The 20,532-nt window shown below is 75.2% G+C and carries 14 protein-coding genes and 1 pseudogene; 10 read left to right on the plus strand and 5 right to left on the minus strand.

Going from position 1 to position 20,532, the window contains the following annotated elements; all coding sequences use genetic code 11:
* Nucleotides 1–97: 97 nt before the first annotated feature.
* From ACRAKJ_RS24605 to ACRAKJ_RS24630, 6 genes are all read left to right on the plus strand, one after another.
* Nucleotides 98–736 carry a chemotaxis protein CheB gene (locus ACRAKJ_RS24605; RefSeq protein WP_438924778.1) on the plus strand — a complete coding sequence of 213 codons (639 nt, stop codon included), beginning with the start codon at nucleotides 98–100 and terminating at the stop codon, nucleotides 734–736.
* Between the two features lie 104 nt (nucleotides 737–840).
* Nucleotides 841–975 (plus strand): hypothetical protein, encoded by a 135-nt coding sequence (locus ACRAKJ_RS24610; protein ID WP_447008680.1) that lies wholly within the window; start codon nucleotides 841–843, stop codon nucleotides 973–975.
* The gene (locus ACRAKJ_RS24615; protein ID WP_438924779.1) at nucleotides 972–1,718 is read left to right on the plus strand and encodes a hypothetical protein; all 747 of its coding nucleotides are present in this window, start codon (nucleotides 972–974) and stop codon (nucleotides 1,716–1,718) included. The genes ACRAKJ_RS24610 and ACRAKJ_RS24615 overlap by 4 nt, the downstream gene beginning before the upstream one ends.
* A 235-nt stretch (nucleotides 1,719–1,953) precedes the next feature.
* Nucleotides 1,954–2,502: a galactose-binding domain-containing protein gene (locus ACRAKJ_RS24620; protein WP_438924780.1), complete on the plus strand. Its 549-nt coding sequence runs from the start codon at nucleotides 1,954–1,956 to the stop codon at nucleotides 2,500–2,502.
* Between the two features lie 111 nt (nucleotides 2,503–2,613).
* Nucleotides 2,614–3,546: a DUF6461 domain-containing protein gene (locus ACRAKJ_RS24625; RefSeq protein ID WP_438924781.1), complete on the plus strand. Its 933-nt coding sequence runs from the start codon at nucleotides 2,614–2,616 to the stop codon at nucleotides 3,544–3,546.
* A gap of 165 nt (nucleotides 3,547–3,711) precedes the next feature.
* Nucleotides 3,712–4,728, plus strand: coding sequence for a substrate-binding domain-containing protein (locus tag ACRAKJ_RS24630; protein WP_438924782.1), 1,017 nt, complete (start codon nucleotides 3,712–3,714; stop codon nucleotides 4,726–4,728).
* Nucleotides 4,729–4,735: 7 nt separating this feature from the next.
* Here ACRAKJ_RS24630 and ACRAKJ_RS24635 read toward each other — a convergent pair whose 3' ends face one another.
* Nucleotides 4,736–7,132, minus strand: coding sequence for a glycoside hydrolase family 9 protein (locus tag ACRAKJ_RS24635; RefSeq protein WP_438924783.1), 2,397 nt, complete (start codon nucleotides 7,130–7,132; stop codon nucleotides 4,736–4,738).
* A gap of 265 nt (nucleotides 7,133–7,397) precedes the next feature.
* Between ACRAKJ_RS24635 and ACRAKJ_RS24640 the strand changes: the two genes are divergently transcribed.
* On the plus strand, nucleotides 7,398–10,688 hold the full coding sequence (locus ACRAKJ_RS24640; protein WP_447008681.1) for a S8 family serine peptidase: 3,291 nt from the start codon (nucleotides 7,398–7,400) through the stop codon (nucleotides 10,686–10,688).
* Nucleotides 10,689–10,799: 111 nt separating this feature from the next.
* Here the strand turns inward: ACRAKJ_RS24640 and ACRAKJ_RS24645 are convergent, their stop codons facing one another.
* Nucleotides 10,800–13,490 carry an nSTAND1 domain-containing NTPase gene (locus ACRAKJ_RS24645; RefSeq protein WP_447008682.1) on the minus strand — a complete coding sequence of 897 codons (2,691 nt, stop codon included), beginning with the start codon at nucleotides 13,488–13,490 and terminating at the stop codon, nucleotides 10,800–10,802.
* Nucleotides 13,491–13,611: 121 nt separating this feature from the next.
* Nucleotides 13,612–14,652 (minus strand): substrate-binding domain-containing protein, encoded by a 1,041-nt coding sequence (locus ACRAKJ_RS24650; protein WP_438926780.1) that lies wholly within the window; start codon nucleotides 14,650–14,652, stop codon nucleotides 13,612–13,614.
* A 224-nt stretch (nucleotides 14,653–14,876) separates the two neighbouring features.
* Between ACRAKJ_RS24650 and ACRAKJ_RS24655 the strand changes: the two genes are divergently transcribed.
* The 3 genes from ACRAKJ_RS24655 to ACRAKJ_RS24665 are packed head-to-tail and all read left to right on the plus strand — an operon-like array spanning nucleotide 14,877 to nucleotide 17,725.
* Nucleotides 14,877–15,935 (plus strand): substrate-binding domain-containing protein, encoded by a 1,059-nt coding sequence (locus ACRAKJ_RS24655; RefSeq protein WP_438926781.1) that lies wholly within the window; start codon nucleotides 14,877–14,879, stop codon nucleotides 15,933–15,935.
* 3 nt (nucleotides 15,936–15,938) lie between these two features.
* Nucleotides 15,939–16,964, plus strand: coding sequence for an ABC transporter permease subunit (locus ACRAKJ_RS24660; protein ID WP_438926782.1), 1,026 nt, complete (start codon nucleotides 15,939–15,941; stop codon nucleotides 16,962–16,964).
* Nucleotides 16,961–17,725 (plus strand): ATP-binding cassette domain-containing protein, encoded by a 765-nt coding sequence (locus ACRAKJ_RS24665; protein WP_438926783.1) that lies wholly within the window; start codon nucleotides 16,961–16,963, stop codon nucleotides 17,723–17,725. The genes ACRAKJ_RS24660 and ACRAKJ_RS24665 overlap by 4 nt, the downstream gene beginning before the upstream one ends.
* A 497-nt stretch (nucleotides 17,726–18,222) precedes the next feature.
* Here the strand turns inward: ACRAKJ_RS24665 and ACRAKJ_RS24670 are convergent.
* A pseudogene (locus tag ACRAKJ_RS24670) lies at nucleotides 18,223–18,411 on the minus strand (hypothetical protein); the annotation flags it as partial.
* 295 nt (nucleotides 18,412–18,706) lie between these two features.
* A complete protein-coding gene (locus ACRAKJ_RS24675; RefSeq protein WP_438923548.1) occupies nucleotides 18,707–20,215 on the minus strand; it encodes an RICIN domain-containing protein in 1,509 nt (502 codons plus the stop codon).
* Between the last annotated feature and the right edge of the window lie 317 nt (nucleotides 20,216–20,532).

Genomic DNA, 20,532 nt, shown 5'->3' on the forward strand with positions numbered 1-20,532 from the left:
CCGGCACCCGCTCCACGTCACCCGTGCGGGCGATCCGGACACCGGTAGGGTGGGCGGATCGCGGAAAACCCGCGCCCGACCCGCGGCGGTGCCCCGGATGACCTTCGACGACACCGGACCCCCGGCGTGGTTCCCGGTGGTCGCCCTGGTCGCCTCGTCGGGCGGCCTGGACGCCCTGACGCGGGTGGTGGCGCCCCTGCCGGCCGACCTGCCCGCCGCGGTGCTCGTCGTGCAGCACCTGCACCCCGAGCGCACCAGCCTGCTCTCCCAGCTGCTCGACCGGCGCACCGCCCTCACCGTCGCCGCGGCCCGCGACGGCGACCTCCTCGTCCCCGGTCGGGTGCTGGTGGCGCCGGCGGGCCGGCACCTGCTGGTCACCTCCCCCACCAGGGTCGGCCTCATCGACTCCGGCGCGCTGCCGCCCGCCCGCCCCTCCGCCGACCTGTTCCTGGCCACCCTCGCGGTGACCTGCGGACCGCGCGTGCTCGCGGTCGTCCTCACCGGCACGGGCACCGACGCCCAGGCCGGCATCCGCGCCGTCGCCCACCGCGGGGGCACCGTGTACGCGCAGGACGAGGCGACCTCCGCGCACTTCGGCATGCCCTCCGCCGCCACCGCGACCGGGCTCGTCCACGCGGTGCTCCCGCTGGCCGCCATCGCCCCCGCCGTCGTGGCCCACGTGGACCGCCACCGGCACGGCGCCCCGCACCCGCTGGAACCGGACAGGGCGAACTGACCGTCCAGCACGAAAAATGCGGCCGAGCAGCCGCAGCGGTTCACCTGTTCGGGCGACAGATAGGGACCTTTGGCCCTCCACCACGCCTCCGCCGCGGCGGAAGCATGGGACCCGACACAGCCTACGAACGGTCGATCATGACGCTCACCGCCGCACCCGCCAGTCCCGCCCCCGTCACCCCGCCGCACCCGACGACGGGCGCGGCGGCGGTGGGTGCGCCGTCGTCGGGTGCCGCGTGATCGGCCGCCGCGCGTCGCTCCTGCGCCTGAAGTCGGCCCGGATCGGCGACGCCGTGCTGGTGCGCCCCGTCGGCAGGCTCGACCTGTCCACCTACGCGCACCTGCGCGACGGGCTGCTCAAGCACGCGGCGGACCAGCCGGCGGCCCTCCTCGTGGTGCTGGACGAGGACTTCGAGATCGGCAGCGACCCCCTCGCCACCGTGTTCGCCACCACGTGGATGCGGGTCGCCCGGTGGCCCGCCGTGCCGTTCGTGCTCGTGGCCCGGGAACGGGTCCACCGCGAGGTGCTGACCCGCACCGGCGTCGCCCGCTTCGTGCCGTACCACGAGGGGCTCGACCGGGCGCTGGCCGCCGTCAGGCAACTGCCGCTGCGGCACCGCGACGAGATCCAGCTCCCCGCCGCGCCGCTGGCGCGAGTGCTGGCGCGGTCGTTCGTCCGCGAGCGGTGCGGCGCGTGGCACCTGCCGCGCCTCACCACGTCCGCCGTCGCGCTGGCCGACGAACTCGTGGCCAACGCGCTGCTCCACACCGACAGCGCCCCGGTGCTGCGGATCGACCTGTTCCCCCGCCGGCTCACCGTGGCCGTGCACGACACCAGCCCGGTCCTGCCGCCCGCACCCGGGCCGGGCGCGGGCGCACGCGGCCTGGCGGTGGTCGAGGCGCTGAGCACCGCGTGGGGCAGCAACCACACCCTCGACGGCGGCAAGGTGGTGTGGGCGTCCCTGGCGGTACCGCCGAGGTGACGAACGGCGTCCCCACCCGCGCGGTGGGGAACCGGGCCGGCGGGCGCCGTTCGACGGGGCGCGTTCACCCGTCCACTCCGGACACCGCCGGAATACGGTTCCGCGACGGGCAACGGGCTGAGCGGGTGGTCGATCCGGCGGGCACCGAAACAGCGGTTGGCACCGGGTGATCGACGGAGAAGCGTTTGCCGGACCCGGCACCCACCGGTGCCGGCACGACCACGAGAGGAACCTCGTGAACGCGAAATCCGGTCTGTTCACCCGAAGAGTCGCCCGATCGGCCGCGACCGCCCTGAGCGCGGTGCTCGCGCTCTGCCTCGTCCCCGCCGCGACGGCCACCGCCGCCCCGGAGGGCACCAACTACGCCTGCGCCGGCACGACCGCCGCGTCGTCCACGTTCTCCGGCTACTCCACCGCCCGGGTCAACGACTGCGACACCAGCACCGCCCTCGGCGGCGCGCACAGCTGGGCGAACGCCAACGGTGCCGCCTACTACCCGCCGAACTACGCCCAGTGGGTGTTCGTGGCCCTGCCCACCGCGCAGACGATCAGCCGGGTCGTGGTCCACACGACGGCCGGCTACCCGCTGCGCGACTTCGACGTCCAGGTCCAGAACGAGCACGTGTTCGACACGTTGGCGACGATCAACTACAACACCGACACGGTCGTCACCGTCACCTTCCCGCCGCGCAGCGCGCGCGTCATCCGCATCCTCGGCAAGACCGGCCCGATCCACCAGCCCGGCTTCGTCCGGATCAACGAGCTCCAGGTCTTCGACTTCTGACCGGGCCGGGTCGGGCACCTCCACCGTCGCTGCTCGACCCGGCACCACCGCCCGCCGCGCGACCCGCGTGGGCTCGCACGCCTCCCGTCCGCGACCCGAGGGGTGTTCCGCGTGACCGGTGTCGACGACCTCTCCTGGGCGGACGCGCACCTCGGCCAGGAGCCGGGGCTCGGTGACATCTTCTGCCTGACCTTCATCCGGGGCGTCGACGGCCCCGAGGCGCTGCGGCGGATGGGCGGTCTGCCCGACACCGCGGCGGTCCGCACGCTGTCCGACCTCCACGAGCTGCACGACTTCGACACGGGCTACCCCACCGCGGCCTCGGCGCTGCCGCTGGGCACGTGGACCGTCGTGGTCGAGCCGAACGGCTTCGAGGGCTCGCACCGGCTCGACGGGCTGTCGCACGGGACCGAGGCGGTGTCCGTGCTGCGCCACGACTACGCCTCCGACTCGTTCGGGTACGCCGTGGACGGGGAGCTGGTCAGCGGGTTCGACCCGGTCGTCCCCGCGTACCGCCACGGCAGCGACCCCGACCTCCTGCTCCCCCACCTGCTCGACGCCGGGTTCGGCGCGGCGCACGAGGACGACGTCGACGACCCCATCGCCCGCTGCCCGCGGATCGCCGAGCTCATCACCGGCGTCCTGCCCTCGTTCGAGGCGCTCACCGGCCCGCTGCTCAGCGCGCACGTCGAGCCGTGGTTCGGCGACGCGCGCAGGCCCCCGGCGGGCCGCCCCGGTCACGACGGCCCCGTCGACGCCGTCGCCGAGGTGCGGCGGCTCACGACCCTGCACGACCTGACCGGCACGCCGGGCCTCGCCGACGCGCTCGCGGCGGCCTCGCGCGGCGAGCGCGTCGAGGTCTCGCCGGAGAGCCCGCTCGGCCTGCACGTCCGCGCCTGGGGCACCGAGTCCAGGCGGGCGAGCTGGTCGCTCAACGACCACCGGGCGCGGCACCGGATGACCGAGGCCGATGTCCGCCGTGCCCACGACCTCGGGTGGCTCGCGCAGGCCCTGGGCGACGCCCTCCAGCCTCCCCGGGACTGACCGCGGCGGACGGCCCCTTTCCGTCCGGTGTGGACTCACCACCCGGCCCGGACGTGGTCCGGCTCGCCCGGTCCCCTCGGCCGACCGCTGCGCCCCGGACCCGCCGGTGGACGGGCCGCCGGGCCATGATCCGTTGACCGGGTCGTTTCGCGTAGGCTGCCGTCCGTGGCGGTGGACGGGCGCGCGGGCGGTGAGGTGCGGGTCTCCTGGATCGCGGACCTGGCCGGGGTGTCCGCCTCGACCGTGTCGAAGGTGATCCACGGGCGACCGGGCGTGTCGGACGGGACGCGCCGGCGCATCGAGGAGCTGATCCGCGAGCACGGCTTCCAGAAGAACGAGAAGGTCGAGTCGGTCCCGATCGTCGAGGTGGTCTTCCAGTCCCTGGACAGCCTGTGGGCGTTGGAGATCATCCGCGGCGTCGAGGAGGCGGTCCGCCCGGACGGGCTGGCGGTGACGCTGACCGAGATGCAGGGCGGTCACACGCCGGAGAGCGCGTGGGCGCGGCAGATGCTGGCCCGCCGGCCGGTCGGCGTCATCGCGGTCTCCGCCGAGTTCAGCGAGGCCCAGTTGGCGCAGCTCGGCAGCCGCGCCATCCCGCTGGTCGCGCTCGACCCCACCGGGGAGCCGACCCACTCCATCCCGTCGGTGGGCGCGACGAACTGGAACGGCGGCCTGGTCGCCACCCGTCACCTGATCGGGCTGGGCCACCGCCGCATCGCCATGGTCAACGGCCCGTCGGAGTTCCTGTGCTGCCGGGCCCGCCTGGACGGCCACCGCGCCGCCCTCGACGCGGCCGGCGTGCCGCAGGACCGCAAGCTCGTGCGGACCGCGCCCCTCTACCACGACGGCGGGCGCGACGCGGCGCGCGAGCTGCTGCGCCTGCCCGACCGGCCCACCGCCGTGTTCGCCGCCAACGACCTGCAGGCCCTGGGCGTCTACGACGCCGCGCGCGAGGCGGGGTTGCGCGTCCCGCACGACCTGAGCGTGGTCGGCTTCGACGACCTGGCGTTCACCCAGTGGTCCGATCCACCGTTGACCACCGTGCGGCAGCCGCTGCGGCGGATGGGCGCGGAGGCCGCCGGGATGCTGCTGACCCTGGCGGCGGGCGGTGAGCCGGACAACGACCGCGTCGAACTGCCGACGAAGCTCGTCGTCCGGGGCAGCACCGCGCCGCCGCCGTGACGGGCGCTCAGCCCGCGCAGGTGTAGCCCGAGGGCAGCGCGGTGCTCCCGTCGGGGCGCGACGCCTGGAACCCGAACTCGGCCGTCGCCCCCGGTGCCAGCGACCGGGTGGCCCGCGCGGTCACGGCCTGGCCGCTCGTGGTCACCGCCGCGTTCCACGACCCAGTGACCGAGTGCCCGGACGGCAGGGTGAACGCCACCGACCACGTGATCGCCGACGCCCCGGTGTTGGTGACCCGCACCGGTTGCACGACGTAGCCGGTGCCCCACTGGCTCTGGGTCGTGGCGGTCACCGAGCACCCGGCCCCGCCCTGCACGGTGACCGAGACCTCGGCCGACGAGGGGGACGTGTTGCCCGCCGCGTCCCGCGCCCGCACCCGGTACCGGTGGGTGCCCGCGCCCGGGCCGCTGTCGGTGTAGGAGGTACCCGGCACCGCGGCGACCTGGGTGAACGCGCCGGACGTGCCGGTGGCGCGCAGGACGTCGTAGCCGGTCACGCCGACGTCGTCGGTCGAGGCGCCCCACGCCAGGGACACCGAGCCGCCCGAGACCGACGCGGTCAGGCCCGCCGGCGCGCCGGGCGGGGTGGTGTCCGCGGGCGAGCCTGCCCCGGCCTTCTCCGCCGCCCACGCCGACAGCCAGGCCAGCGCGGCGTTCCAGTTCAGCGCCACCTCGTTGACCGACCAGGCGTTGATGTCGTCCAGGTAGCACTTCTGGGGCTTGCAGCCCGCCAGCTGCTGCTGCGCGACCGGGTCCTGCAGGTCGGTGTTGGGGCCGCCCGCCAGCAGCCCCGGCGGCGGGGTCGGCAGCGACGCGTCCAGCTGGTTGGCCCAGAACCGGTGGTGCGAGTTGCGGGTGGCGCGCTCGCCGTAGCCGGTCACGTAGGAGTGGTTGAACGGGTTGCGCCCGAACAGGTAGTCCAGCGCCTGGTACACGCCCGCCCGGTACTCGGCCCGGCCGGTGAAGTCGTGCGCCAGCGCCAGCACGTTCGCCGCGTTGGCGACCACGCCGTTGGACCCCCAGTAGTAGCCGCTCGCCGGCGCCGGGTAGCCCTGGGTCGCCGCCTGGCCCAGCAGCCGGTCGCCGTAGGAGGCGAACGCCGCGCGGGTGGCCGCCACGTCCTGGGCGGGCAGGCCGTTGGGCACCAGGGCCAACGTCGTGTCCCCCAGCCCGGCGGTCCACCACCAGTCGAACCCGCCCTGCTCGAAGCCCCGGCCGCGGAACAGCGGCGACCCGGTCACGTCACCGCGGTAGCCACCGGCACCGGTGGTGGTGAACAGCTCGGCCGCGGCCCAGTAGAACTCGTCGGTCACGTTGTTGTCGACGTACGTGCCGCCGCCGTTGCCGTCGTTCGGGTCGGCGTAGCGCGCGGGGTCGGCCTTGGCCGCCGCGTAGGCGCGCTGCGCGGCGGTCAGGGCGCGGGAGGCGAAGTCGGCGTCGACGTCGCGCCACACCCGCGCGGCCTGCGCGGCCACGGCGGCCAGGTTCAGCGTCGAGGCGGTGGTGACGGCCGACAGCAGCCGGGGCTGCGGGTCCTGGTCGGGGCGCATCGGCAGGGCGGTCCAGTTCTCGTCGCTGACCTTGTGCCGCACCATGCCCGCGTCCGCGCGCCCCTGCGGCACCTGCATCCGCATCAGGAACTCGACGCCCCACCGTGCCTCGTCGAGGATGTCGGGCACGCCGTTGCCGCGTTCGGGGATCGCGAGCCTGCCGTCGCCGAGGGCCGCCCGGTCCGCGCCGGTCACGTGCAGGGTGCGCTCGTACTCGTTGATCAGCTGCCAGGCGGCGATGCCGGTGTCCACGCCGTACTTGCCGTGGTCGCCCGCGTCGTACCAGCCGCCCCGCACGTCGGAGGTGTAGCCGCACGACACCCGGCACGGCACCCCGTCGTCGCCCCTGTTCGGGGCGACGTTGAGGTGCCCGGCGGGCCGCGCGTACCGCGCGCCGACGTACTGCGCCTGGATCGGCGTGCCGCTGCGCTGGTGGTAGAAGAACGCCAGGGCGTCGTAGCGCAGGCGCTTGAGCGGGTCGGCCGAGATGTCGAACGGGGCGCTGTCCGCGCCCGCCACCGACAGCACGTAGCCGGCGCCGGGCACGTCGAACGACGAGAAGTCGACGACGTGCACGGTGTCGCCCGACAACTGGTCCGCGCCGCGCACGACGGTCCGCCCCGAGGCCACGGTCGCCCCGGAGGCGTTGCGCAGCGCCCAGGACGCGGGCGAGCCCGAGCTGGTGACCACCGTGGCCTGCTTCGGCAGGCCGGGCACGTAGGCCACCTGGTTGACCTTGACCGCGGGGCCGGCGTCGGGGGCCGCCAGGGCGGTGGGCGGGGCCAGGGCGGCGGCGGTCAGCGCCAGGGCCGCCGCGACCGCCACCCCCCGGCGGAGCTGGTGATGAGTGCGCACGGGCTGATCCTCCTTGGACCACGCCGCCACCCTGGCCGAAATGTTCTCGATCCAGAACGACAGTGTTGCGGACCGGGAGCGCTCCCAGAGGAGCGCCTTCGGCTTTGCATGGTGGCCTACCGGGAGCGTTCTGGTCAACGTTCTCTGCGGAGCGAGAAATTTTCGTGCGGTCGTGTTCACAAACCGGTGTTCAGTTCACGGAGACCGAACCTGAACACGCGCCGCACCGCTTGGCTGGGGACCGGACAGCGGACAGGGAGGTCCCGTGGCACGAAGATCGGTGGTGCTGGTGCTGACCGCGGTGCTGGCGGGTGCGGCGGCGCCGGGCACGGCGGCAGCGGGTATGGCGGCAGTGGGTATGGCGGCAGTGGGCACGACAGCGGAGTGGGCGGCGGCGGGCACGGCGGCGGCGGGCACGGCGGCGGCGGGCACGGCGGCGGCGGGCACGGCGGCGGCGGGCACGGCGGCGGCGGGCACGGCGGCGGCGGGCACGGCGGGCCGCGAGGCGTCGCCGGGCGACCGGAAGACCGTCACGCTCGTCACCGGCGACCGGGTCGTCCTCGACGGCGACCGGCTCGTCTCCATCACCCCCGGCCCGGCGCGGGAGGGCGTCCCGTTCCAGGTCACCCGGCACGCGGGCCGGCTGCGCGTGGTCCCCGCCGACGTGATCGGGCCACTGGCCGCGGGCCGGGTGGACCAGCGGCTGTTCGACGTCACCGGGCTGGTCGAGGCCGGGTACGACGACGGCCTGCGCGACACCGTGCCGGTGATCGTCACCGGCGGTCCCCCGCCGCCGGGCGCGCGGGTCGCCGGGGCGCTGCCCGCGGTGGACGCGGTGGCGGCCGAGGTGCCGAAGTCGACCGGGTGGCCGGAGCTGCCCGACGACGCCGGCAGGGTGTGGCTGGACGGGGTGGCCCGTCCGCTGCTGGACCGCAGCACCGCGCAGGTCGGGGCACCGGTGGCGTGGGCGGCGGCGCTGACCGGCGCGGGCGTGACCGTCGCGGTGGTCGACACGGGGGTGGAGGGCGACCACCCCGACCTGGTCGGGCGGGAGGTCGCCGCGCGGGACTTCACCCACGAGCAGGACGGCGTCGACCACTTCGGCCACGGCACGCACGTCGCGGCCACGATCGCGGGGCACCGCGCCCCCTACCGGGGTGTCGCGCCGGACGCGCGGCTGCTCGACGCCAAGGTGTGCGACCGCCGGGGGGCCTGCCCGGAGTCGGCGATCATCGAGGGGATGCGCTGGGCCGCGGAGCGGGGCGCGGCCGTGGTGAACATCAGCCTGGGCCTGACCGCGAGCGACGACGTCGACCCGGTGGAGGCCGCCGTGGACGCCCTGTCGGCGAGCCACGGCACGCTGTTCGTCGTCTCGGCGGGCAACGCCGGGGACGGCGCGGGCACCGTGCTCTCCCCCGGCACCGCCGACGCCGCGCTGACCGTGGGCGCGGTGGGGCGCGACGACTCGGCGGCGGAGTTCTCCAGCCGGGGGCCGAGGCCGGCCGACGGCGCGGTCAAGCCCGACATCACCGCGCCGGGCGTGGACGTCGTCGCGGCCAGGGCGGGCACCGGCGAACCGCTCGGCACACCGGTCGGTGAGCGGCACGCGGCCCTGTCCGGCACGTCGATGGCCTCGCCGCACGTGGCCGGCGCCGCCGCGCTGCTGGCGCAGCGGCACCCCGGGTGGAGCGGCGCGCGGCTCAAGGCGGCGCTGACCGCCTCGGCGCGGCCGAACCCGGCGCTGGGCGTGCACGTGCAGGGCTCGGGCCGGTTGGACATCGCGGCGGCGCTGACCGCGACGGTCACCAGCGAGCCGACGTCGGTCGTCCTCGGCCGGCAGGAGTGGCCGCACGACGACGACGTGCCCCTCGCGAAACCCCTGGTCTACCGCAACGACGGCGCGCAGCCGACCACGCTGGACCTGGCGGTGCGGGCGCACGGCCCGGACGGCGCGGAGCGCCCGGTGCTCTCGGTGTCCCCGGCGCGCGTCACAGTGCCGGCGGTCGGCACCGCCGAGGTCGTGGTGACGGGCGACGCGCGCCGGGAGGCCGCGGACGGCGCGTACTCGGGCTCGGTGGTGGCGACCGCGGGCGGCGCGGAGGTGCTGCGGACGCCGGTCGGGCTGGTCCGGGAGGCGGAGAGCCACCCGGTCACCTTCGAGCACCCCGGCGCGCCCGGCGACCGGCGGCCCACGACCCTGGTGAACGTGGTCACCGGCGCGCACACCTACGTGCGGGACGGCACCGCGCGGCTGCCCGGGGGCGACTACCTGGTGCAGTCGCTGCTCGGTCCGGAGGAGGGCCCGCACACCATCGTGACCCGCCCCGACCTGCGGGTGGAGGGGCCGGCGCACGTGGTCCTCGACGCGCGTCCGGCGGGGCCGCTGGAGGTCGTCGCGCCCGACCCGGCGGCGGTGCCCGGCGAGCACAGCGTGGTCGTCGAGCGCAGGCTCGGCACGGCCACCGCGAGCGCGGGCGTGCACCACCCCGGCGGTTTCCCGGCCGGGACGCGGATCGGCCACGCGGGACCGCCGCTGCCCGCCGGCGAGCTGGACGTGTTCGTGTCCGCGCGCTCCGAGGGCCCGTCCGGCTCCTACTGGCTGGGGTGGGCCGAGCGGGGCCGGGTGCCGGACGGGTTCGCGCGCGCACCGCGCGCGTCGGACCTGGCGAGGGTGCGCACGACGATCGCCGCGCGGCCCGCGGGCGGGCAGCGGGGTCTGCTCGGTCACGTGGTCTCGCCGTCCGGGACGGCGGGCCCGAGCTTCTTCGCGGACGTGACCTCCACGTCCGCGTTCACGAGGTACACGACACCGGACACCGCCTGGCGGGCGGTGTACTTCGACGACGGGGGCCTGATGAGCGCCGACGAGGAGCGGTACGGCGCGGGCCGGACCTACGACCGGTCGTTCGGCGCGCCCGTGATCGGCCCGGTGATGTACCCGGGCGCCTACCCGAACCTGACGCGCAGCGGGAACGAGGTGGCGGTGTCGCTGTCGCTGTTCGGCGACCGGGAGGGCAACGAGGGCTACTCCAGGACCACGTCCGCGCGGACCGCGCTGTACCGCGACGGGGAGCTGGTGGGCGAGAACGACAGCAGCGGGCACGGCGCGTTCGCGGTCCCGCCGGGTCCCGCCGTGTTCCGGGCGGTGACCGAGGTGACGCGCGCGCGGGAGGTCTCGGAGTTCAGCACGCGCATCTCGGTGGACTGGACGTTCCGCGCGGGCACGACCACCCGTGAGCGGCGGCTGCCGATGTCGGTGGTGCGGTTCACCCCGGAGCTGGACGGCACGGGCGGCGCGCCCGCGCACCGGCCGCTGCTGCTGCCCCTGGTGGTGGACCAGCAGCGGGGCGTGGACAACCCGCCGCTGCGCCGCCTGCACGTGGAGGTGTCCTACGACGACGGGGCGAGCTGGGGGCCGGTCCCGGTGCTGGGCCGGGCGGCGCTGGTGGGCAACCGGGCCGCGCCGGGGGCGTTCGCCTCGCTGCGCGTGCACGCCGCCGACGACCGGGGCGGCGAGCTGCGGCAGACCGTGATCCGCGCCTACCGGCTCGGCTGACGGCCGGCGGCAGGCGGTTGGCGGCAGGCGGTTGGCGGCAGGCGGTTGGCGACCTGCGGCAGGCGGGTCCGTGACGGGCGTCGGGCGGGGCGAGGGCCCGCCCGACGCCCGTCACGGGCACAGCGGTCGTTCGGGCACGTCGGGGAAGTGCTCCCCCCAGTCGACGCCGACCGGGTCGGCGCACACGTCGCGCACCGCGCGGTCGACGTCCACCGCGAGCCGCCACAGCGCGCCGTCGCGCAGGGTCAGCAGCAGCAGCTCACCGCTCGCGGCGTCGTAGCGCGCCCCGGCGAACTCCACCCCGGGCGCGCGCAGCGACAGCGGTTCCCGGTCACCGGTCAGGTCCCACAGCCGCACCGCGTCGCGGTGCACGGCGGTGAGGCTCCGCCCGTCGCGCGAGAACTCCACCACGGCCCCCTCCGGCACCTCGTCCGCCTCCACCGGCGTCCCGGCCCCGCCGTCGAGCACGGTGAGGCGCCCGCCGTCGAGGTCGGAGACGGCGAGCCGCCCGCCCGGCCCGACCGCGACCCCCAGGCGGGTGGAACGGCTCAGCACCGGCGTGGTCCGCCCGTCCAGGAACCGCACCTCCACGTCGCGGCGGTCGCCGTCGCGGCGCACCACGACCACGCCGGTCCCGTCGTCCAGCGGCACGGCGACCTCCACGCCGTCACCGGGCAGGCGGGTGCGGGTGGCGTCGCCGGGGCGCCAGTGGACCGCGGCGCCGTCCTCGACGGCGGCCATCAGGGTGCCCGCCGCGTCGATGCCGCCGGGGAACGGCGAGTCGGTCATGGCGGCGGTCCGGCGCGGCGCGTCGAGGTCGCCGAGGTCCCACACCTGGAACTCGCCGGGGCGGACCACGGCCAGCGCGGTGCGCTCGTCGGCGCTGAACAGCCCCAGGAAGCTCCCGGCCGGCAGCACGACCCGCCCCGCCGGCCGGTCCCCGTCCCAGAGGCGGTAGGCGGCGGCCCCGGCACCGGGTGCGAGCTCGTGGGTCACGGTGATCCCGCCGGGCACGCGCGCGTAGCCGTCGCCCAGGACGGTGGCGGTGCCCGCCGCGCGGGCCAGCAGGAGCGCGTCCCGCGCCTCGGTGGTGGGGGCGACGCGGTAGGCGGCCAGGGCGAGCGCCGCCGCCTCGCGCGGCCGGCCCAGCAGGGCCAGGGCGGTGTCGGCGGCGCGCAGCGACAGCGCCTGGTTGCGCTCGCGGGTGGCGGCGCGCTGCGCGGTGACCGCGTACGCGGCGGTGGCGGCGAGCAGCAGGACGAGCGCGGCGAGGCAGGCGACGAGCCGCCGCAGCCTGCGCACGCCCCGCCGGCGCGACGCCTCGCGGTCGCGGTCGGCGGCGAGGCCCGCCTCGACGAACTCGCGCTCGACCTCGTTGAGCCGGGGCAGCAGGCGGCGCGCCTGGTCGAGGTGCGCGCCGCGGTAGAGCGCGTCGGGGTCGCGGTCGTGGGCGCGCCAGGCGTCGGCGGCGCCGGTGAGCCTGCGGTGGGCGCGCAGCGCGTCGCGGTCCTCGGCGAGCCAGCCCGCCAGCCGGGGCCACGCGTGCAGCAGCGCCTCGTGGGTCAGCTCTACGGTGTCGCGGTCGACGGTGACCAGCCTGGCCGCCGCGAGCCGGTCGAGCAGCGCGTCGCCCGCGTCGAGTTCGGCGCGGACGACGCGGCGACGGGTGTCCTCGGTGCCGTCGCCGGGCGCCACCAGGCGCAGGAACACCTGCCGCGCCGCCTGCCTGTCCCGCTCGGGCAGCGCGTCGTGGACCTGCTCGGCGGTGCGCGCCAGGGCGTGCTCGACCCCGCCCGCGTCCTCGTAGCCGGCCAGCGTGAGCACCGCGCCGCGCCGCCGCCGCCACGTCTCCACCAGCACGTGCGAGACCAGCGGCAGCGCGCCCTGCCGGCCGGCGACGTCGGCGATCAGGCGCGCCACCAACGCGTTCTCCAGCGAGGCGCCCCGCCGGGCCGCGGGTTCGACGACCGCGCGGCGCAGCTGCTCGGCGGTCATCGGGCCGACGAGCGACTGCGAGCGGTGCAGCGCGTCGAGCAGCTCGGGGTGGCGGGCGCAGTGCCCGTAGAAGTCGGCCCGCACGCCGACGACGACCCGGGCGGCCCCGGCGGCGTGGGTGAGCGCCCGCACCAACCAGCGGCGGTCGTCCTCCCCGCAGAGGGTGAAGACCTCCTCGAACTGGTCGACCACGAGCAGCAGGTCGTCGGCGGCGTGGCGCAGCAGCACGCGCAGGTGGGCGGGGTCGGCGGCGAGTTCGGCGCGCACGTCGACCGGTGACCGGTCGCGGGCGAACGCCGCCGCCAGCTCGGTGATCGGGTCCGGGCCGGGCGTGACGACCACGTGCTCGCCCCACCGCGCCGCCAGGCCCGCGCGCAGCAGCGAGGACTTGCCCGCGCCGGACGCGCCGAACACCCCGACGAACGGCCGTTCCCGCACCAGTTCGAGCAGCCCGCCCACCTCGGCCTCGCGCCCGAAGAACCGCTCGGCGTCGGCGACCTGGTAGGCGGCCAGCCCCGCGTACGGGGCGTCGCCCCGGTCGGGTCCCCCGGCGGCCAGCTCCCGCCAGCGGGCGGTCCACTCCTCGACGTCTCCCCCGCAGGCCCGGACGAACGCCCGGGTCACCGCGAGGCTGGGCACCCTGCGCCCGGCCGCCGCCTCGGACAGCGCGGCGGGCGAGTAGTTCGCCAGGCGGCCGAGTTCGCGGTAGGACGGCGACCCGGCGACGTGCCGCAGCCGCCGCAGGTCCCCGGCGAACCGCAGCACCGGCGTGTCGTCCTCGACCAGCGGGCGTTCCAGGCGCGGCAACTCGGCTCTCCCTTCGACACCCCGATTCTCCCGGCGCGGATCGCGCGCGAGGGCCGCCGTACGGACGAGGCGGGTGCGGCACGTGGCCGTGCGGGTGTCCTCCGGGGAGAACGGCGACCCGTCACGCGCCCGCCCCGCGCGGGGGCAGTTCGCCCGAGCCGCGGCGGACGAGGGCGGCCGGGACGACGGCGTGCGTCGGCGGCGATTGGTCGCCCCCGATCCGGGCGAAGACGAGTTCCGCGGCCTTCCGCCCGAGCGCCGGGACGTCCTGGCGCAGGACGGTGACGCCGGGGTCGAGCATGTCGGCCAGCGGGAAGTCGTCGAAGCCGATCAGCGCGACCCGGCGGTGCAGGTCGCGGGCGCGCAGGGCGCGCATCGCGCCGACGGTGACCAGGTTCTGCGCGGTGAACAGCGCGGTCGGCGGCTCGTCGAGGTCGAACAGGGCGGCGGTGGCGGCGTCGGCGGCGTCGGGGCCGTGCAGGTCGGTGCGGACGAGTTCCCCGCGCAGCGTCAGACCCGCGTGGGCGATCCCCTCGACGTAGCCGGCGTGGCGCTCGCGGCTGGTCCACAGGGTCTGCCGGTCGCCGAGGAAGGCGATGTGCCGGTGGCCGTGACCGGCCAGGTGGAGCACGGCCTCCCGGGAGCTGCCGCGGTTGGTGGTGGTGACGCTGTCCGTGCCGTCGAACGTCGGCGGGCGGTCGACCAGCACCATCGGCGTGCCGCGCTCCCGTTCCTGCTGCAACGCGTCCTGGTGGCCGCCGGCGGCCATGACGACCATGCCGTCCACGCGGCGGGTGGCCAGGGAGGTGAGCAGTTCGCGCTGGAGGTCCGGGTCGTCCTCGCTGCTGCCGGCCAGCACCAGCACGCCGTCCTGCCGGGCCCGGTCCTCGACCGCGCGCAGCAGGGCGGCGTCGAACGGGTTGGACAGGTCCTCGAACAGCACGCCGATGGTGGCGCTGCGCCTGTCGGAGCGGCGCAGGCTGCTGGCGGTCAGGTTGGGCCGGTAGCCGAGGGCGCGCGCGGCGTCGCGGACGCGCTCGACGACCTCGGGACCGGCGCCGGGCAGGTCGTTGATCACCCGCGACACCGTCTTCGTGCTGACCCCCGCGAGCGCGGCGACGTCCCGCATGGTCGGCTCGCGCCGAGCACCCCGTGCATCCATGACCCTGCTCCATCCCGAGTAACGCTTGCGTAACGGCGGCTTGTCGTGACTTGGAGCACGAAGCTAGCGTCAACGATGACTCGGCAAAAGTCCTCCGCCCTCCCTCTACTCCTACCGAGGGCGAAAGCATGAGTTTTTCTGCTCGCGATAGAGCGTAATCGGGCCCGACGAGAAGCACGTCCCCGTCGAACACCCGTTACGTCAACGTTGACGTAGGAGGAGACATGACCGGAGGGGCGCGCAGGGGCGCCACGCGCACGGCCACGGCCCTGGTGTCGGTGTCGCTGCTGGCGCTGGTCACCGGGTGCGGGGACGGCGGCGACGCGGCCGGCGGCGGCACGCTCGTCGGGTTGGTGACCAAGACCGACACGAACCCGTTCTTCGTGAAGATGAAGGAGGGCGCGCAGCAGGCCGCGGACAGCACCGGCGTGACGGTGCAGTCGTTCGCGGGCAGGCAGGACGGCGACAACCAGTCGCAGGTCGACGCGATCGAGAACCTGGTCGGCGCGGGCGCGAAGGGCATCCTGATCACGCCCAACGACTCGAAGGGGATCGTGCCCTCGGTGGACAAGGCCCGCGCGGCCGGCCTGCTGGTCATCGCCCTGGACACCCAGCTCGAACCGGCCGACGCCGCCGACGCCACGTTCGCCACCGACAACTACCAGGCGGGCCGGCTGATCGGGCAGTGGGCGAAGGCGAAGTTCGAGGACGAGGGCAGGCAGGCGAAGATCGGGCTGCTGGACCTCAACCCCAACCAGGTGTCCGTGGACGTGCAGCGCGACCAGGGCTTCCTGGAGGGCTTCGGCGTGGACGTGGCGGACAGGACCCGCATCGGCGACGAGAGCGACCCGCGGATCGTGGGCCACGACGTCACCGACGGCGCGCCCGAGGGCGGCCGGACCGCGATGGAGAACCTGCTCCAGAAGGACCCCGGCATCAACCTCGTCTACACCGTCAACGAGCCCGCGGCGGCCGGCGCGCACGAGGCGCTGAAGGCGGCGGGCAAGGAGGAGGACGTCGTGGTCGTGTCGGTGGACGGCGGCTGCCCCGGCGTGGAGGACGTCGGGACCGGCGTCATCGGCGCCACCGCGCAGCAGTACCCGCTGAAGATGGCGCAGCTCGGCGTGGAGGCGATCGCGAAGTTCGCCCAGGACGGCACGAAACCGGAGAACACCGCCGGCAAGGACTTCGTGGACACCGGCGTCACGCTGATCACCGACCAGCCCGCGGCCGGGGTCGAGTCGAAGGACTCCGCCTGGGGCCTGCGGAACTGCTGGGGCTGAGCCATGTCCACCACGCTGCCCGGAGCACGCCCGCCGGTCGGTGGCGGGACCCGCCCGTCACCCCTGACCCGCCTCCAGCACCTGCTGCACGCCCGGGCCACCATCGGTCCCGCCGTGGTGCTGCTGGTCGCCGTCGTCGTGTTCGCCGTGCTCTCGCCCCGGTTCCTCACGCCGGGCAACATCTCCCTGGTGCTGCAACAGGTCGCGGTCATCGGCACCCTCGCCGTCGGCCAGACGATCGTCATCCTCACCGCGGGCATCGACCTGTCCTGCGGGGCGATCATGGTGCTCACCTCGATCGTGATGGCCAAGGTCGCCGCCGACACCGGGCTGCCCGGCCTGCCCGCGCTGCTGCTCGGCTTCGTCGTCGGCACGCTGTGCGGCCTGCTCAACGGGCTGCTGGTCACGCGGCTGAAGCTGCCGCCGTTCATCGTCACCCTGGGCACGCTCAACGTGTTCTTCGCGCTGAACCTCTGGTACTCCGGGAGCGCCACCACCCGCGGCACCGACATGCCCCCGCTGCTGCTGTGGACCGGTGAAACGATCACCGTCGGCGGCACCCGCGTCACCTACGGCTCCGTCATGGTGGTCGTCCTGGTCGCGGCGATGGCGTTCGCGCTGAAGAACACCGCCTGGGGCCGCCACGTCTACGCCACCGGCGACGACCTCGAAGCCGCCCGCCTGTCCGGCATCCGCACCGGCCGCGTGCTGCTGAGCGCGTACGCGACGGCGGGTCTGGTGTACGCACTGGCGGCGTGGGTGCTGATCGGCCGCATCGCCTCGGCCAGCCCGCAGGCCGGGCAGATGGACAACCTCGACTCGATCACCGCCGTGGTGATCGGCGGGACCAGCCTGTTCGGCGGCCGGGGCGCGATCGTCGGCTCGCTGATCGGCGCGCTGATCGTCGGCGTGTTCCGCAACGGCCTCGCGCTGGCCGGCGTGGACGTGCTGTGGCAGACCCTGGCCGTGGGCGTGCTGATCATCGTCGCGGTGTCGCTGGACCAGTGGATCAGGAAGGTGCAGCCGTGACGACACCGGTGGTGCAGGCCCGCGGCCTGGTCAAGCGCTACGGCCGGGTGACCGCCCTGGCGGGCTCCGACCTGGAGCTGCTGCCCGGCGAGGTCCTCGCCGTCATCGGCGACAACGGCGCGGGCAAGTCCAGCCTGATCAAGGCGCTGTCCGGGGCCCTCGTGCCGGACGAGGGCGAGATCCTGCTCGACGGCGAACCGGTGTCGTTCAGCTCGCCGATCGACGCGCGCGACGCGGGCATCGAGACCGTGCACCAGTCGCTCGCGGTCTCGCCGTCGCTGGACATCGCGGCCAACCTGTTCCTGGGCCGCGAACTCCGCCGCAAGGGCGTGCTCGGCACGGTGTTCCGGGTGCTCGACCGCAACGGGATGCGCGAGGAGGCGCGGCGGCAGCTCGACGCGCTGGGCATCATGACCATCCAGAACCCCGGTCAGGCGGTGGAGACGCTGTCCGGCGGGCAGCGCCAGGCCGTCGCCGTGGCCCGCGCCGCCGCGTTCGGCAGCCGGGTCGTGATCATGGACGAACCCACGGCGGCGCTGGGCGTGCGCGAGTCCCGCGCCGTGCTCGACCTCGTGCTCCGGGTGCGCGAGCGCGGCCTGCCGGTGATCCTGATCAGCCACAACATGCCGCACGTGTTCGAGGTCGCCGACCGCATCCACATCCAGCGCCTCGGCCGCCGCAGGGCCGTGGTCGACCCGAAGACCATCTCCATGTCCGACGCCGTCGCGATCATGACCGGCGCCGCGGAACCACCCGGGTAGGCCCCGTCCGTCCGGCGCACCGCGCGGTGCGCCGGACGAAGGCGCTCACGCCCCCCGGACCGACCCGGCGGCCTGTTCGAGCACCTGGAGCCGAGCACCGCCGCGCGGGGCAGCGTGCCGGGGTCCCGACCCTGCTCCACGCAGACCCGGTCCAGCAGCTCGACCTGGCGCCGGACCTCGGCGTGGGGCGTGCCCGCACAGGCGGCCGGGCCCTGGGCGACGTCCTGGGTGATCCACAGGTCGGCGAAGCGCGCCGTGCGCGGCCTTGGCGGAGGTGACGGGGTGGCGGAGGTGACGGGGTGGCGGAGGTGACGGGGTGGCGGAGGTGACGGGGTGGCGGAGGTGACGGGGTGGCGGAGGTGACGGGGTGGCGGAGGTGACGGGGTGGCGGAGGTGACGGGGTGGCGGAGGTGACGGGGTGGCGGAGGTGACGGGGTGGCGGAGGTGACGGGGTGGCGGAAGTTCGGCGCGGTCACCATGGCGCCCACCCCGATGCGCGAGGTGGCCGCCGCGACGGCCGCGAGCGTCGTGCACGCCTCGTGCCACACCGGTCGGCCGGCCAGGTTCAGGTGGTCGTACAGCCAACCCCGGCCGAGCCCCAGCTCCTCGGCCCGCAGCCACTCCTGCCGCATCACCGGCCACGGCGAGTCGGGCCACATGATCACATCGAGTTCCAGGCGGGGCATCGTCGCACGATCGGGTGATCCCACGGCGGTGGCCGCACCCGCCCCGTCCCGGCGGTGGGCGGTGTGGCGTGGACGGCGTCGCCCGGCGCGGTGACCCGACCCGCGGGCCACGGCGCGAGGTCCTCCGCGCGGGCGGGCATCCTCGCCACCTTCGACACCGAGCTCACCGACCTGCGCCCGCCGGAGCCGGTCCGGGCGTGCCACCGCCTCGCGCACCGGCGGGCCGGCACGCCGCCGGCACCGGGCACGGGCCCGGTGCCGGGGGCGTGGGACCGCGGTCGCCCCGGGAAGACCGTCAGACGGTCGTGCGCGACCACTGCTGGTTGGTGCCGGTGTTGCACGGGTACTGCTTGAGGACCGCGCCGTCCGCGGTCGAGGCGGCCGGCACGTCCACGCACTTGCCGCTGTGCCGGGCCCGGAGCTGGAAGTAGGAGCCGTTCGCGACCATCTGGAACTGCTGGTTGGCGCCGGTTCCGCAGGTGTACTGGACGAGTTCGGCGCCGTCCGCCGTCGAGGCGCTCACCACGTCGAGGCACTTGCCGCTGTGGCGGCTGACGACGCGCCAGTAGCCGCCGCCGGCGTCCTGGAACTGCCACTGCTGCCACGCGTTGCCGCCGTACGCGTACTGGACGACGCGCGCGCCGTTGTCGGCGTTGGGCTGCTGGACGTCCATGGCCTTGCCGCTGTGCCGCGCGTCGACCCGGTAGAACGTGACCGGCGGGTTCGTGGAGCCGTCACCCCAGGCGTACCGGAGCCGGTCGGCGCCGGAGGCGTTGCGGACGGTCAGGTTCAGGTCGGTGCCGCTGCCGCTCAGGGCGTACATCGAGTACCAGTCGTACCCGATGGTGCCCGGCTTGCCGCCGAGGGCGGGCCAGTAGGTGCCGCCCATCCGGTTGTCGCGCATGACCTGGGCCATCGCGCGGATGTGGCGCACGAAGTTGTCGGCGCTGTTCGCGTCGCCGTAGTCGAGGCCGGTGGACATCGGCGCGCCGAACTCGGTCGCCACCGCCCGGGACGCGCAGTTGCCCAGGCGCGCCTGGATGTGGGAGCGGAAGGCGTCGTAGGTCATCGGGCCGTAGAAGAAGGCGTAGTGGTGGAAGGACAGCAGCGTCGCGGCGAAGCGGCTGTCGTTGCAGACGTCCCGCAGGTCCTGGCTGAAGCCGGTGCCGCCGATGAGCACCCGGCCAGGCACCGCCGAGGTGTGCTGGGCCAGCCAGTTCGCCGCGACGGTGCGCCAGTCCGCCGAGCTGTAGCCGTGCGGCTCGTTCATCGGCTCGAAGTAGACGTTGCCGTTCGAGCCGTAGGCACCCACCACTGCGGCCCACATCGCGTTCCACGCGGCGGGGTTCGTGATCCTGCCGCCGGAGGCGGCACCGTCCTCCCAGTAGGCGAGGATGACCTTGAACCCCCGCTCGGTCGCGGCGTCGACGGCGCCCCGGTAGGCGTTCCACCAGGTCGTGTCGGCCACGGTGTGGGTGTTGACGGGCAGCCGGACGGTGTTGACCCCCAGGGTGGCGGCCATGTCGTCGTAGAGGGCGTTGGCCTTGGCCCGCACCGTCGCGTAGCTGTCGGACCGGTTCAGGCCCTGCACGACGAGCGCACCGGTGCTGAAGTTGTCGCCCAGCACGGCCCAGTTCATGCCGCGGAACTGGCTGGTGGCGGCGTTCGCGGGCGGCGCGGGGGCGACGAGCGCCGCCGCCGCGGCGAGCGCGGTCACCGCGAGGGCGAGGAGCGACCGGCGCGACGACCGGGTTCTCCCCGGTGACTCCGACGGGCGACCGCCGGGTGCCGTGATCAGTGTCATGGAACGTCCCATCACTGGGTTGCGCTGGAGTGTGAACGTGCACATGCGTCGGCGACCGCCCGGCGGGGGAGCCGTCGACGGCCGATCGGGACTTGTGTGTCCATTGAGGACGGAGTCGGTGGTCCTACCTCGGCGGCGGTTCATTCACGCCGCGGATCGACCCGGATCTCCCGTCGGGATCTCGCACGGGGACGTTCGCGAGAGGGTGAAGAGTTCATCGTTGATCTCCTCGGCAACCACAGATGTTTGCGTTAACATTCGCGGCCGTCCCAGTGTGCGAGCAAGTGCCGGCGGTGTCAAGGGCGCGGTCGAGGGCG

The sequence above is a fragment of the Saccharothrix sp. DSM 118769 genome (assembly GCF_052936295.1).

Bases quoted from the DNA above. Each gene is read 5' to 3' on its own strand.
- ACRAKJ_RS24655 (WP_438926781.1), top strand. From the start codon at position 14,877: ATGACCGGAGGGGCGCGCAGGGGCGCCACGCGCACGGCCACGGCCCTG.
- ACRAKJ_RS24675 (WP_438923548.1), bottom strand. From the start codon at position 20,215: ATGACACTGATCACGGCACCCGGCGGTCGCCCGTCGGAGTCACCGGGG.
- ACRAKJ_RS24650 (WP_438926780.1), bottom strand. From the start codon at position 14,652: ATGGATGCACGGGGTGCTCGGCGCGAGCCGACCATGCGGGACGTCGCC.
- ACRAKJ_RS24610 (WP_447008680.1), top strand. From the start codon at position 841: ATGGGACCCGACACAGCCTACGAACGGTCGATCATGACGCTCACCGCC.
- ACRAKJ_RS24605 (WP_438924778.1), top strand. From the start codon at position 98: ATGACCTTCGACGACACCGGACCCCCGGCGTGGTTCCCGGTGGTCGCC.
- ACRAKJ_RS24660 (WP_438926782.1), top strand. From the start codon at position 15,939: ATGTCCACCACGCTGCCCGGAGCACGCCCGCCGGTCGGTGGCGGGACC.